Source organism: Membranihabitans marinus, assembly GCF_019802045.1.
GTDB classification, from domain to species: domain Bacteria; phylum Bacteroidota; class Bacteroidia; order Chitinophagales; family Saprospiraceae; genus Membranihabitans; species Membranihabitans marinus_A.
Genome location: NZ_JAHVHU010000007.1, coordinates 214,567 through 227,538 on the forward strand (window position 1 = coordinate 214,567; position 12,972 = coordinate 227,538).

15 protein-coding genes are annotated in these 12,972 nt (G+C 42.8%); 5 read left to right on the forward strand and 10 right to left on the reverse strand.

The genetic code is table 11. The features are described 5' to 3' along the window. Positions 1–11 precede the first annotated feature (11 nt). Positions 12–1,133, forward strand: coding sequence for an FAD-binding oxidoreductase (locus tag KUV50_RS08225; RefSeq protein WP_222579643.1), 1,122 nt, complete (start codon positions 12–14; stop codon positions 1,131–1,133). Positions 1,134–1,322: 189 nt separating this feature from the next. Then, positions 1,323–2,099, forward strand: coding sequence for an enoyl-CoA hydratase-related protein (locus KUV50_RS08230; protein ID WP_222579644.1), 777 nt, complete (start codon positions 1,323–1,325; stop codon positions 2,097–2,099). Between the two features lie 53 nt (positions 2,100–2,152). Here the strand turns inward: KUV50_RS08230 and KUV50_RS08235 are convergent, their stop codons facing one another. Next, positions 2,153–2,944, reverse strand: coding sequence for an amidohydrolase (locus KUV50_RS08235; protein WP_222579645.1), 792 nt, complete (start codon positions 2,942–2,944; stop codon positions 2,153–2,155). Positions 2,945–3,118: 174 nt separating this feature from the next. Here KUV50_RS08235 and KUV50_RS08240 point away from each other — a divergent pair, with 174 nt between their 5' ends. Beyond that, positions 3,119–3,550: a 2TM domain-containing protein gene (locus KUV50_RS08240; protein ID WP_222579646.1), complete on the forward strand. Its 432-nt coding sequence runs from the start codon at positions 3,119–3,121 to the stop codon at positions 3,548–3,550. Between the two features lie 232 nt (positions 3,551–3,782). Here KUV50_RS08240 and KUV50_RS08245 read toward each other — a convergent pair whose 3' ends face one another. Next, positions 3,783–4,382: a ribonuclease HII gene (locus tag KUV50_RS08245; protein WP_222579647.1), complete on the reverse strand. Its 600-nt coding sequence runs from the start codon at positions 4,380–4,382 to the stop codon at positions 3,783–3,785. A 156-nt stretch (positions 4,383–4,538) separates the two neighbouring features. Between KUV50_RS08245 and KUV50_RS08250 the strand changes: the two genes are divergently transcribed. Beyond that, a complete protein-coding gene (locus tag KUV50_RS08250; RefSeq protein ID WP_261395067.1) occupies positions 4,539–5,237 on the forward strand; it encodes a protein-L-isoaspartate(D-aspartate) O-methyltransferase in 699 nt (232 codons plus the stop codon). Positions 5,238–5,347: 110 nt separating this feature from the next. Beyond that, positions 5,348–5,974: a carbonic anhydrase gene (locus tag KUV50_RS08255; protein WP_222579649.1), complete on the forward strand. Its 627-nt coding sequence runs from the start codon at positions 5,348–5,350 to the stop codon at positions 5,972–5,974. Between the two features lie 807 nt (positions 5,975–6,781). Here KUV50_RS08255 and KUV50_RS08260 read toward each other — a convergent pair. The 8 genes from KUV50_RS08260 to tgt form a co-directional block, all read right to left on the reverse strand. Next, the gene (locus KUV50_RS08260) at positions 6,782–6,988 is read right to left on the reverse strand and encodes a hypothetical protein (RefSeq protein WP_222579650.1); all 207 of its coding nucleotides are present in this window, start codon (positions 6,986–6,988) and stop codon (positions 6,782–6,784) included. A 77-nt stretch (positions 6,989–7,065) separates the two neighbouring features. Further along, positions 7,066–7,794 carry an MbnP family protein gene (locus KUV50_RS08265; protein ID WP_222579651.1) on the reverse strand — a complete coding sequence of 243 codons (729 nt, stop codon included), beginning with the start codon at positions 7,792–7,794 and terminating at the stop codon, positions 7,066–7,068. A gap of 31 nt (positions 7,795–7,825) precedes the next feature. Further along, on the reverse strand, positions 7,826–8,446 hold the full coding sequence (locus KUV50_RS08270) for a hypothetical protein (RefSeq protein ID WP_222579652.1): 621 nt from the start codon (positions 8,444–8,446) through the stop codon (positions 7,826–7,828). Beyond that, positions 8,430–8,909 (reverse strand): single-stranded DNA-binding protein, encoded by a 480-nt coding sequence (locus KUV50_RS08275; protein WP_222579653.1) that lies wholly within the window; start codon positions 8,907–8,909, stop codon positions 8,430–8,432. Before KUV50_RS08275 ends, KUV50_RS08270 begins: the two co-directional genes overlap by 17 nt. Beyond that, positions 8,899–9,984 (reverse strand): A/G-specific adenine glycosylase, encoded by a 1,086-nt coding sequence (mutY, locus tag KUV50_RS08280; protein ID WP_222579654.1) that lies wholly within the window; start codon positions 9,982–9,984, stop codon positions 8,899–8,901. The genes KUV50_RS08275 and mutY overlap by 11 nt, the downstream gene beginning before the upstream one ends. A gap of 49 nt (positions 9,985–10,033) precedes the next feature. Beyond that, on the reverse strand, positions 10,034–10,570 hold the full coding sequence (locus KUV50_RS08285; protein WP_222579655.1) for an RNA polymerase sigma factor: 537 nt from the start codon (positions 10,568–10,570) through the stop codon (positions 10,034–10,036). A 178-nt stretch (positions 10,571–10,748) separates the two neighbouring features. Beyond that, positions 10,749–11,834: an LptF/LptG family permease gene (locus KUV50_RS08290; RefSeq protein ID WP_222579656.1), complete on the reverse strand. Its 1,086-nt coding sequence runs from the start codon at positions 11,832–11,834 to the stop codon at positions 10,749–10,751. Continuing rightward, positions 11,835–12,971 (reverse strand): tRNA guanosine(34) transglycosylase Tgt, encoded by a 1,137-nt coding sequence (gene tgt / locus KUV50_RS08295; RefSeq protein ID WP_222579657.1) that lies wholly within the window; start codon positions 12,969–12,971, stop codon positions 11,835–11,837. It lies immediately after the preceding gene. Position 12,972 lies beyond the last annotated feature (1 nt).

Below are 12,972 nucleotides of genomic sequence, written 5' to 3' on the forward strand. Positions count from 1 at the left end.
TTATAACATTTATGGCATTTCTTTTTTCCAGACGTAAAAAAAAGGAACGCAGGAATATGCACCATGAATTTATTCCTGTCAAAATTTCATCCGTTAAGAAGGAGACAAATGACTGTATTTCAGTTGAATTTGACATTCCTAAGGAAGTAAAAAGCAATCTTACATTTTTAGCGGGACAATATCTGACACTCCGTACAGAAATTGACGGGGAATCGGTTCAACGACCCTACTCACTGTGCAGTGCACCGCATGAAGATTCGTATAAAGTAGCGATTAAAAAGGCAGAACACGGACAGTTTAGCAATCACGCTAACAGTCATTTCAAATCCGGAGATACGATCGAAGTGATGGGGCCGGAAGGCAACTTCACCCTGGACCTTTCAAGTAAAAACTCTAAAAAATATGTCTTTTTTGCGGCCGGAAGTGGAATCACACCGGTCATTTCCCTGATAAAAGAGATTCTGCACATAGAACCTAAAAGTTCCATAACCCTCTTTTATGGCAATAAAACCTATTCTTCGATTATCTTTTACGAGGAGTTGCAGGAATTGAAAAATGCACATGAAAGGTTTAAGATCCATTACTTCTTCACAGAAGAACCCATGAAAGACCAGATGTACTGTGGTCGGTTGGATGTGTCAAAGTGCAATGTTCTGGCTCAGAAATTGATTTTGAAAACGGAAGAAACTGATGAGTTTTTACTTTGTGGTCCTGAAAAGATGATCTTTGATCTCAAGGATCTGTTTTTGGAGCAGGGCGTAAAAAAAGAGCACATTCATTTTGAGTTATTTGAAAGTGCCGCGGGTAACATCTTAAAAAACAAGGAGCCCAAAGAACATTCTCCCGATGAAGATATGGCTGAGGTAACCATCACCCTGGATGGGGAAGATCATGTTCTTCAAGTCCCATATGATGACCAGCCGATCATCGAATACGTCCTGGATGCCGGTTATCCTGCCCCTTTCTCTTGTCTGGGAGGCGTGTGTTGCAGTTGTCGGGCCAAGTTGCTGGAAGGTGAGGTAGAAATGATGGCGAATTTTGCGCTGGAGGATGAGGAGGTCGAAGAAGGGTATCGGTTAACCTGTCAGTCGCTGCCCCGAAGTGATAAGATTCATCTGGATTACGACCAGTAATTTACCCGGAATGTGGGCGCATCAGATCCCACCCATATCTAAAAATAGAGCTTGTGCTCCATCCTATCCGGACTCTCCATCGCTAAACACTTGTCCCTCTTCTGAGATAATTCCGTGGATTAATTCAGATTAGAAGGTATTTAGGTAAAAATTATACGCTATTTTATGCCAGAATAAACCAATCCAATTATGTCTCTTATCCGATATCATGAAGAACAAGCCGTGGCCACGCTCACGTTGAACCGGCCGGAATCGCTTCACAGTCTGACTGGTGAACTCATGAGCCAACTGATGGAATCCCTGCACAAAGCAGGTCAAAATCCAGATATACGCTGTATTGTCCTCACCGCAACGGGCAAAGCCTTTTGCGCCGGACAGGATTTGAATGAATTTGACCGAGTGGATGAAATTGATTTTGAAGGAACATTAAAATCCCGGTATGAGCCACTAATCCAAACTATGAGATCACTCTCCAAACCCATCGTCTGTGGGTTGAATGGGGTGGCTGCGGGTGCCGGCGCATCTTTGGCACTAGCTTGCGATATGATCATTGCTAGTGAGGACGCCTACCTGACCATGGCATTTGTTCACATCGGTCTGATTCCGGATGGTGGAAGCACCTGGTTTCTTCCGCGGATGACCGGATATCACCGGGCCATGAATCTGATGATGACCGGCGATAAAGTAACAGCTCGACAAGCACACGAATGGGGATGGATCTATGCAGTCTATCCACCAGATGGTTTTGACGATGCTTTACATGTCATGGCCACGAAAATGAGCCACATGCCAACCCAAGCGCTGGCCCGGATCAAGCAAGCAGTCAACGCCAGCTTTCAAAACACCCTGGAAGAACAACTTATGCTGGAAAGAAATTTACAGACGCAGGCTGGAAAAACAAAAGACTTCAAGGAAGGCGTAGCGGCGTTCCGGGAAAAGAGGCGGCCAAAGTTTGGCGGGGGATGAGTAAAAAAAAAATTAAAAACTTTTGAAACGGAGCAGTAGTCATCTGCACAATATTAGCTCTTCAACACAAACGCATCCCGGTCATCCAAAAACCGAAACTTATTCCTGATTTTCCCCAGTTCCTTTTTCTCCAATGTCCCGGTAACGAGTCCTTCCGCTCCATCCTCGAGTTGAGCTATACATTCTCCCAAAGGATCCAAAATCACACTACGACCGAGATACAGGATGTCATTATCATCTCTGCCGACCCGGTTGGCTCCGATGGTGTAACAAAGATTCTCTATCGCGCGCGCCGGCAGGAGCGTATCCCAGGCCCGAGTCCGGCTTGCCGGCCAGTTCGCTACATAAATCAATGCATCAAACGCTTCCGTATTCCGCGACCATACCGGGAACCGGAGATCATAGCAGATCAACGGACATAGTTTCCAACCTCTGTATTGGACAATGAGCCGGTCTACACCGCTTTCGAAGAATTGATCTTCGCCCACATAGGAGAAGGTATGCCGTTTGTCATAGGTTTCAAAGTCACCACTGGGCCACACAAAATACAATCGATTGTAGTACCGGTCTTTTTCACGAACGATGATACTACCACACAATGCAGCATCGAGTTCCGAGGCCAGGCTACGCATCCAAAGCAAGGTTTCACCCTTTGCAGGTTCAGCATTGGTTTCGGCATTCATCGTAAACCCGGTGGTAAACATCTCTGGGAGGATGATCAGATCAACCGGATTTGGCATACTCTTATTGATCAAGTTCTGAAGATGACTCCGGTTGGAGGGCCGGTCTTCCCAGTAAAGATCTGGTTGCACAGTTGCTATTCGAAGTTGATCGAGCGTTTTCAAAATGCAATTTTTATTAGGATTTGCTAAAAAATGTGTTCAGGAAGCTCTTCTAAAAATCATTAATGGTATATTGATTTACGTTCCCGGGTTTCTCAGGAAATGTTGAGGTATCAAAATCCATTAATTGGGCCTTGATCACATCATGGATTATATATAACACTAAAATATAAAATTGTGCCTTTTTGGAAGAAAAAGCAAATCAGTCCTCAGGAGATGCTAAAAATAAAAGTACGCAAGAAAGTTCGAAATCAAGCGAAATTTCTAAAGCACAGCATTATATACCTGGTATTTCTTATTTTCTACTTGGCCTTGGCATACATTATCAGCGCAGAGGAGTTTCTTATTGTAGGTCTAATATTGTTTGGCTCCTGGATGATAGGATTAATATTTCACGGACTTTCTGCTTTTGTTTTTAACCGGATTAACTCCTGGGAAGAAACGCGCTATCAGCAAAAACTAAAAGAATTGCGACTTGAAGAAGAGCATAGTTCTGATCCGCATTTGGAATCTGAAGAAGATGAAATAGAAGACCCCATGGACCTCAAGTCCTATGAACGTCTTCGCAAGGAAATGGATGATAAATGGGGCGAAGGGGATTTTGTATGAATAAGGCTGTTAGGTGTTAGGTGAAAGGAATTAGAAATGGGGGATAAGGTTTTAAAATTTAGGTGGTATGAGATGCCAGTGCTTTGTGGCGTTTCACTATTGGTCTTTGGGTGTTGGTCAGCGCAAATTTTTAATTTTGAGTTTTTAATTCTTAATTCTTAATGAACGGGATTCAGGTGCGGGGCACTCCCTTCACACAAGGCTTTCCTCCAAGTGACACGCACCAGTGCTATTAAAACAATTTTTGCTCCGGCGTCAATCGGAAACTTTTCCGATGTAATCCACATGGACCGTGGACAGCGATTCCCTTCCGGTGCTCACGGGTCGGATACCCTTTATTACGCACCCACCCATATGTTGGAAAATTATAGTGTTGTTCTTTCATATACTCGTCGCGATAGGTCTTTGCCAAAATGGATGCCGCTGCTATGGAAAGAAATTGACCATCTCCCTTGATCACGCATTCGTGGGGTGTGTCTTTATAAGCATAAAAGGTGTTCCCGTCCACGAGCAAATACTCCGGCCGTACAGACAGACTATCCAGTGCTACATGCATAGCCTCTATGGATGCTCGTAGAATATTGATCTCATCGATGCGATTGGGAAATACAAACGCCACCGCATAACAAAGGGCTCTGTTCTCAATATGATGTCGAAGAAGATTTCTTTGTTTTTCCGTAAGCTTTTTAGAATCATTAAGAACTGGATCATTAAAACCTTCCGGGAGTATCACAGCTGCTGCTACAACCGGTCCCGCCAGACATCCACGACCTGCTTCGTCCAGTCCGGATATTATTTTAGATTTTCGTAAATGATATTCTGCAAGTGCCACGGGGCTAATATACTATTCCGTTGAGATATTCAATAATCATGCGGGCATCCATCGCATGCATTTGTCAAATTAACTCCAGCGGAAGAGAGTGACAAAACATATTTGATCATGGTCGGTTTAAAATTATGAATAAAGGCACGTCGCTTCATGAAGTACATGGTTTTTTATAAGCAACTTCTTTTACTTATATTTTCTCTTCTATGGGTGAGTGTATGTGGCCAGGATTTTCAAACTGAGCGTAAAACTATGATTGATGAACAACTCATAAAAAGAGGAATATCGTCCCCGGCCGTACTCAAAGCCATGGATGTCGTCCCTCGACATTTATTTGTATCAACCGACCAAAGGACAATGGCGTACGTCGACGGACCACTACCTATAGGACATGGTCAAACCATTTCACAACCCTATATGGTCGCATTGATGAGTCAAACGTTAAATCTCGATGCCGGTTCGAGGGTTCTTGAAATTGGCACAGGTTCGGGCTACCAGGCAGCCGTACTCGCCGAGATGGATATGGAGGTTTATTCCATCGAGTTAATTCCCGAACTGGCAGAGCAAGCTACTAAAAATCTGGAATTGGCGGGTTTCTCAAAAGTAAAAGTTCGGACGGGTGACGGATACAAAGGTTGGCCGGAAGAAGCGCCTTTTGATGGTATCATACTTACCGCCGCACCTGAACAGATTCCTCAAAAATTAATCGAACAATTGAAATCCGGGGGCACAATGGTTTTACCGGTGGGGGCAATAAATCAGGTACAAACTTTGAAAAAATTAACTAAAACAGCGGATGGAGTCACCAAAACCGACCTGGTTAAGGTACGTTTTGTTCCTATGGTTCGGGGTAAAAACTAAAGATGGCCATCAGAGCATAAAATATAAATCGAGGAATTCCTTGTAGATTTGGTAGAATAATTTTTCAGGATCTTGTTTCTTTGCATATCCTTTAACCAGTAATAAAAGCCATGAGACTTAAAGACGTATTTGAAAATAATCAGAAATGGATTCAGGAAAAACTGGATGTGGATCCTGATTTCTTTAAAAAACAAGGCAATGGTCAGGACCCTGAATTACTGTACATTGGTTGCTCGGACAGCCGTGTAACCGCTGAAGACCTGATGGGGCTAGGGCCAGGCCAGGTGTTTGTACACCGAAACATTTCCAATATGGTGATCAGTATAGATCTGAGTGCCATGTCTGTGATAGAATATGCCGTCAAGCATCTGAATGTGAGGCATGCGATCGTATGTGGCCATTATTCCTGTGGTGGGGTAAAAGCAGCCATGCAATCTGCAGATCTGGGGCTACTCAACCCCTGGTTGAGAAACATCCGTGATGTATACCGCTTACACAATAAAGAATTAAATAGCATCGTCGACGAAGACAAAAGGTACGACCGACTTGTCGAACTCAATGTCCAGGAACAATGCGTCAATATGATCAAGACAGCGGTGGTGCAAAAAGCCATTCGTGATCGGGGCCTGAAAGTTCACGGTTGGGTTTTTGATGTTCATACCGGCAAACTGGTTGATTTGAAAATTGATTTTCAAGGAATCCTGAGCAATATTATGGAAATCTACAAGCTGGACTAAAAGCGAGGATCTAAAATCCGTGTAGTGTGGCATGCGCTACGTTTTATTTTACTGCCCGCTGATCTCGCCGATTACCGATAAAATTGTCCCATAAAGCGGTATCTACCCCGTCCTTCGAGTGGTGTTTTTAGTATTGATCCGGCTCTGTAAAGCCGAAATAGAAATGATGCGTAACATCAAGATACTTCGTTGCGCTTGGACTATTTCACTACAAACAAGGATCTTCCTGATCAGGATCTACATAAAACTTTCTGGCTTCGAGATCTAAGCTATGAGGGAGCATACGGTGACGAAAATACAAGCTGTCAGATATTCTAAGAGACGGTTCATTTACCTGGTATACATTCAGAATTAGTCCTTTCTCTCACGCACCCTAGCCGTACTCTCATATCAAGCCTTCGCAAAACCTTTTCTTTTCACAGTTGAAACGGAGCACCATTGCTCCAAGAACGAAGTCCGGCAGCTTAAGCCGCTTTATTCACCACGTCAAACTATTATGATGCATAATCTACAGTGCATCAATTGCTTAACTCCCAAAATTGGGCATATTACATAGCCCAAATTTGGGCGACGTTTGACTTTTGCGAGTTAAACTTGGCTTCGGTATTCCCGTCGTAGCGCATCCTCCCCACGGACGATCCCACCATAGGGTTGGGATCTGTATCGGCTGCACTTCCATCAGTCACTACGAGGACTTTCAACAGCAGGAAGACCTCCAAATAATAGAAAACAACCTGCCCGGGGTTTTCCGAACAGGTTGTTTTTAAATTTTCTTCCTTATTCTTATGCTATGGAAATAATGCCTCCTTATGCCGAGGGTTCGCTGGTTTCTTTAAAGTCTTTACCATCCCAGCATCCTAACCATTCTACGTCTTTCCCAACTTTAATGTAGTTATTAAAAGCATTGACCGCGGCCTTTTTTTCCTTTCGGTAGATGGTTATCATCTGATGTCCGCTTTTTACATTGAAATAATAATTCCCTTCACCCATGGTGTAGTTCTTTTTCCGTCTCATTATAATGCTAAATTTATTTTAAAACTAAACGCCGAAAATATACGAAAATAATTTTGAAAAATCAAGGTTTCAACGAATTAATTGACCATTGACTCCAAAAAGCCATCTGCAATGGTATTCATATAAGGTAACTGTTCCAATTGATGAAGTCGAGGCGCCTCTGTAAGCGGATAATCCTTCAAGATCTCTTTCAAGTCGATAGGAATAATAATCTCCCTGACTTCTCCACCACGAAAGGATAACCCGTCATTCCATTCCAAAATGCGATAGGTGTCGTTTCCCCCTGTATGGAGTGTAGAAGCACCTGGTGAGGAATCATGGAGTTTGAAATTACCTTCTATTTTAGTAAAAATATAGCTTTGCCACGCCGGCCAATATTCACTGGTCAGACTCATGGCAGAACCGGCTTCATGATTGGCAGGAAGGGTAGCATTTTGAGCTGCTGTCAGCCCCAATCCAAAAGACAGTGAACTGTAATCTCCGGATGGCACCTCAAATCGAAGTGTCTGTTCTGTCTCCCGGACCACATCTCCGCTTGTATTTTGTAAAAAGGACACATGCAGGACATCGACCATATCAAGAGATTCAGATTCGTTTTGCAACTTGAAGTCTGACAAGTAAAAACTAACCTTACTGAATTGCATCTCTACTGAATCGTTAATAGCGTACCAGCGCTGTGGTCCTGACACAGGAGATCCGTCATACCTCAACTCCAGGACCAAATCTAATTTTGTAGTTGTCTTGTTGTCCTCCTTGTTACAGCCCATCACAATCGTGAACATCAACAGTAAAAATAGTATTCTCATACCACACTAACGTCAACGATATCGCTTTGTTTTACTGCCATTCAATACTTTTGATAAGGGTGTCCATATCCGCGTGAATATATTTCAAAACAGGTGCAATAGAATCCGGATTAGGCTGAACCTGGAAATACAATGCACCTCTGAGAAAATGCTCGGAGGTATCGGTTACAAAAAACTGAAAGGGAGATGCCACCGGTCCTTTGAGTTCGAAAGACATTCCGGACGTCCGGCCATCCTGATTGATCGGAATTTCTTCAATACTGCTGGCTATTGCACTATGTTCATATACCATCTGGAAGCTTTCTGCAGATAAATCCTCAAAAGTATGTGCCGCTCCGATGGGGTAGTAGGTAAAATGTATATTTGCGCGCAAATTCGGATAAGTCAAATCGAACCAGCAGTTGTCCGGTAATTTGTCATCAAAATACATCTGTCGATCTTGAATCAGCGCATGTGTTGATTTTCGGAATGTAAACCCGCAATCTGTTTTATCGTAGACGGTTACATAATCAGCTTCGGGAAGCTCTTCATACGGATACATTCGTGGTTTGGGGCCATACGCAGCTTCGTTCTCCCCTCCGCAGGCGAAAAACAAAAAAAAACTCAAAATTAAAAGTGAACAGCCTTTCATTTTGTCAGAACGGTAGATCATCCTCTTCTTCGTCTGAATCAGAGGCCGAAGATGTGGGCGCCGAGCTAGCATTTGACCCTGAAGAAGAACCCGACGAGCTACCGGCTACGAACGGATCATTTTCTTCCGATGGAAATGGAGATCCTCCCCCCTGACTATCCCTTCGTTCGAGTGAACGCATGATGTTCGCAACCACTTCAGTGACATACCGGTCGTTGCCATCTTTGTCTTGATATTTTCGGTGCGTCAGTTTACCTTCAATGTAGACAAGGCTTCCCTTTTTGAGTTGCCTTTCCGCACTTTCAGCCAAATAGCGCCACAAAATAACATTGTGCCATTCTGTCACCGTCTGCCATTCATTATTTTTATCCCGGTAGTTTTCATTGGTCGCCATAGGAAATTTTGCAACTTTTGTTCCGCTTTCGAGGACACGTACTTCAGGATCTTTTCCCAGGTTTCCGACTAATATGACTTTATTGATCATCGCTTTTCTTTATGCTTAAGTTATAAGATATCTTGTTTAAAAACAAACGCAGAGGTCGTGGTATTGCAAAGTTCTCCAAATTTTTTGACTCTACCATCATGATTTTTCCATTTTGTTCCCAATCGGTGGGCGGTTGGTCAACCAGATAGAATTGCAAGTGCAACTTCCGGTGGGAAAGCTCCCAGTTCATTTTACCTAATAAAGGCAGGTCGGGGGCTTTGCTTTTTTTTGAAGATTCAAGAAATGAGCCAAGACCTTTCTCCGAACCGATCACTGGAAATATAAATAAATTTTTCCAAATATTGGAAGATTTATTTTGAATCATAGCCACTCTGCCCTGGTTCACGTATACCCCAAAATTTATCCAACGTTTCTTTTTAATGGTGGTACCGGACTTATACGGAAGATCATCAACCTTTTTCAATTGATAGGCACGGCACGTACTCCGAGCCGGGCAACTGGCGCAATCGGGCTGCCGTGGTACACACATCATTGCCCCAAAATTCATGATTGCCTGGTTAAATTCTGCTGAAGGAATTTCCTGGACAATTCTATTGACCAGATCTTGGATAAATTTAGAGGTTCGGCTTGAAGTAATATCCTGCTCAATATTAAAATACCGACTAGTCACCCGCTTGACATTTCCGTCTACTACACCAATGGATTCTCCATACGCAAACGACGCTATCGCTGCTGACGTATATGGTCCGATTCCTTTTAATTTTTGCAGCCCCGCAGCCGTATCTGGAAATTCCCCACCTAATTCTAGAAAAACATATCGGGCTGTCTCGTGAAGATTCCGGGCTCTGCTGTAGTAGCCCAACCCTTCCCACAATACCAGCACGTCATCAATAGAAGCTGTGGCTAAAGACTGAAGGTCGGGAAATCGATGGATAAATCGCTCAAAGTAAGGCGTGCCTTGCTCCACACGGGTTTGCTGTAAAATAATTTCAGCGATCCATATGGTATACGGATCGCTGAAATTTTTCCAGGGCATCGGCCTGGGATTTTCGGTGTACCAATTCAGAAGTAGTTTTCCAAATCGGACTATCTGTTCCTGAGCTGGTTGTTCCATGAAGATGATTTAGGAGGCACGATAGTGCTGCTCGGATATCATACTCATTTTAACTAGCTCGCGAATTCAATTCATAAATGTTATTGTATTGCACCTTGATTTTTTCTTTGAGTTCTTTTCGTGCAAAATATATTCTACTCTTGACAGTCCCTAATGGCAGGTCTAGTTTATCGGCTATCTCATGATATTTAAACCCTTCGTAATACATTTGAAAAGGCTCGCGCAAAGATTCCGGCAACTCGTCAATAATTTCGAAAAGCTCCTCCATAAACATGGTCACCTCACCTTTGTTGAAGATATCATCTTCACCACTGTTCAAGTAGTAAAGGTTGCTGGTGTGGTCTGAAATTGTATTGTATCTTTTCCGTCGCCGGTAATTATTGATAAATATATTCTTCATGATGGTCATCAACCAGGCTCTGAAATTAGTACCTGGTCGAAATTTTTCTTTATTGCTAAAAGCCCGGTACGCTGTTTCCTGAAACAAATCGTGCGCTGCTTCATCATTCTTGGTCAGCGAGAAAGCAAAGCTCCGTAGAACTTTGGTTTGCTCGTCGAAGTTGTTCGAAAATTCAAATCTGGACATTGTATTAAATTTTGTTTGTTGACTGTTACAAATATAATGTTTGTTTAATGAAAATCCTAATTTGGTTAAACAATATTCTCTTAAATTACTGTTATAGTCATTAAACATATCCTAATACATCTGACTATCAATCAGTTGTACAAATATTAACGTTCACGTCAGATTGAATATTGTACGCCTACCGTTGCGTCATCTTAAACATGATAAAGGTGAGAAACCCAAATACTATATTGGGAAGCCAAACGCCAAGAGCGGGGGGAACCACAGCAGAATTAGCGAAGGTAATACTGAATTTTGAAAATAAAATAAACAACGCACCGATCAAAAGTCCAGCTGCCAAATGAAGTCCCAGCCCCCCGCGCACCTTGCGGGATGATATACTCACAGCCAGAATTGTCAGGATAAATGACGTAACAGCATCTGCGGTTCTTCGATGAATCTCAATCCACGATGAGGTAACATTCGAAAACCCTTTGAGCTTTTGTTCCTGAACCTGGTCATACAACTCAAACGTCGTAAAGGTTCGCTCAAATTCATCAATCTGTATAAAGTCGCCCGGTTTGATGTAAAGCGTCGTATCCAGATATTTGTTTTTATGAACTTCCAGGTGTTGACGATCCCCTTCAAATGTTCTTATCGAATAGTCATATAGCTTCCACTGAAACGGAGCTTCCACAATCTCCATTTTATTCGCCTTTATAATTTCTACGATCCGGTCGTTCTGGATCTTTTCCAACTGGATATCGTAGGCAGATGTATCTGAGGGTCTGTAGGTCCGGATATAAATCATGGATTCAGGGGTGAGCATTTGTTGGATATTGCTCTCCCGGATCTTCTTTTTATTGTCACTTAGGTGGTTAGCAATAAAAACAATACGGGATTTTTCACCATAGGGAATCAAAAAATGATTCGCGAACAAATGTATTCCTGATACAATAATACCACCGAGAATATAAGGATATAAAAACCGTCTGAAACTGACACCTGCATTCAACACAGATAGGATTTCACTGTTTTTGGCTAATCTGGAGGTGAAAAAAATGACACTTATCAGAATAAAAATAGGCCATATTGTACTGTCAATAAAAAGAATAAAAGGGATAAAATATTCTTTAATAATCGTACTGGCTGGCAATTGCGTATCGGCCAACTTTTGCACTTTTTCACTAAAATCAAAAACCACCGATACAGCCGTTGATAACAAAACCGTAAAGAAAAACGTTTTCAAAAACTTACCCAGGATGTACCGATCTATAATTTTCATCTACAATCTTTGACTGTATTGTGTAATGGCTTTTTCTTTCCAGGTATCAAAAACACCCTGTTTGATTTTCTCCCGGGCCGCACGTACTAACTGAAGATAAAAGGTCAAATTTTGCAAAGTAGCTATCTGCGCGCCTAATAATTCTTTACTTAAAAATAGATGTCGCAAATATGCCTTACTATGTCGACGACTGGTATCGGCGTTACTCCGGGCATCAATGGGCGAGAAATCCTTCTTCCATTTCTCGTTCTTTATATTAATAATTCCTTCATGCGTATACAACATTCCGTGGCGAGCGTTTCGTGAAGGAAGCACACAATCAAACATATCAATCCCCAGGGCAATGTTTTCCAATAAATTGGCTGGTGTTCCCACCCCCATAAGATACCGGGGCTTGCTCGCCGGCAGTATACCATTTATAAGTTCTACCATGGCATACATATCCTCATCCGGCTCTCCCACAGAAAGACCACCGATGGCATTAATCGGCGCCTCTTTGGAAGCAATATACGCTGCTGATTGAGCACGAAGGTCTGCATACACACTCCCTTGCACAATGGGCGCCAAACATTGTTGGACGGCTGAGTCCGTATCCGTTTTACTGAACTGATCAAAGCAACGATCCAACCACCGGTGTGTCATATGCATGGAATCCCTGGCATAATCCTTTGGGCATGGATACGGCGTGCATTCGTCAAAAGCCATGATAATATCAGCCCCGATGGTTCGCTGTATATCCACCACCGATTCCGGTGTAAATAAGTGTTTTGATCCGTCAATATGGCTTCGGAACTCCACTCCTTTCTCCGTGATCTTTCGGTTTTTACCCAGGGAATAAACCTGAAAACCGCCTGAATCCGTCAGAACTGGTTTTTTCCAACTATTAAAGGAATGGATTCCACCTGCTTTATCAATCACTTCGAGTCCGGGGCGTAAATAGAGGTGATATGTGTTGGCCAAAATAATTTCAGCATGAATGACTTCTTCCAATTCCGACATGTGAATGCCTTTTACAGTAGCCACGGTTCCCACCGGCATAAAAATAGGTGTATGAATCACTCCTCGTGGTGTATGCAATCGACCAGCCCGCGCGTCGGAGCTTTTGTCATTATAATCTATGTCAAACGTAAAACTCAAT

Coding starts and splice junctions, on each gene's coding strand:
- KUV50_RS08225 (WP_222579643.1), top strand. CDS start 12: ATGGCATTTCTTTTTTCCAGACGTAAAAAAAAGGAACGCAGGAATATG.
- KUV50_RS08230 (WP_222579644.1), top strand. CDS start 1,323: ATGTCTCTTATCCGATATCATGAAGAACAAGCCGTGGCCACGCTCACG.
- KUV50_RS08250 (WP_261395067.1), top strand. CDS start 4,539: ATGGTTTTTTATAAGCAACTTCTTTTACTTATATTTTCTCTTCTATGG.
- KUV50_RS08255 (WP_222579649.1), top strand. CDS start 5,348: ATGAGACTTAAAGACGTATTTGAAAATAATCAGAAATGGATTCAGGAA.
- KUV50_RS08260 (WP_222579650.1), bottom strand. CDS start 6,988: ATGAGACGGAAAAAGAACTACACCATGGGTGAAGGGAATTATTATTTC.
- KUV50_RS08265 (WP_222579651.1), bottom strand. CDS start 7,794: ATGAGAATACTATTTTTACTGTTGATGTTCACGATTGTGATGGGCTGT.
- KUV50_RS08270 (WP_222579652.1), bottom strand. CDS start 8,446: ATGATCTACCGTTCTGACAAAATGAAAGGCTGTTCACTTTTAATTTTG.
- KUV50_RS08275 (WP_222579653.1), bottom strand. CDS start 8,909: ATGATCAATAAAGTCATATTAGTCGGAAACCTGGGAAAAGATCCTGAA.
- mutY (WP_222579654.1), bottom strand. CDS start 9,984: ATGGAACAACCAGCTCAGGAACAGATAGTCCGATTTGGAAAACTACTT.
- KUV50_RS08285 (WP_222579655.1), bottom strand. CDS start 10,570: ATGTCCAGATTTGAATTTTCGAACAACTTCGACGAGCAAACCAAAGTT.
- KUV50_RS08290 (WP_222579656.1), bottom strand. CDS start 11,834: ATGAAAATTATAGATCGGTACATCCTGGGTAAGTTTTTGAAAACGTTT.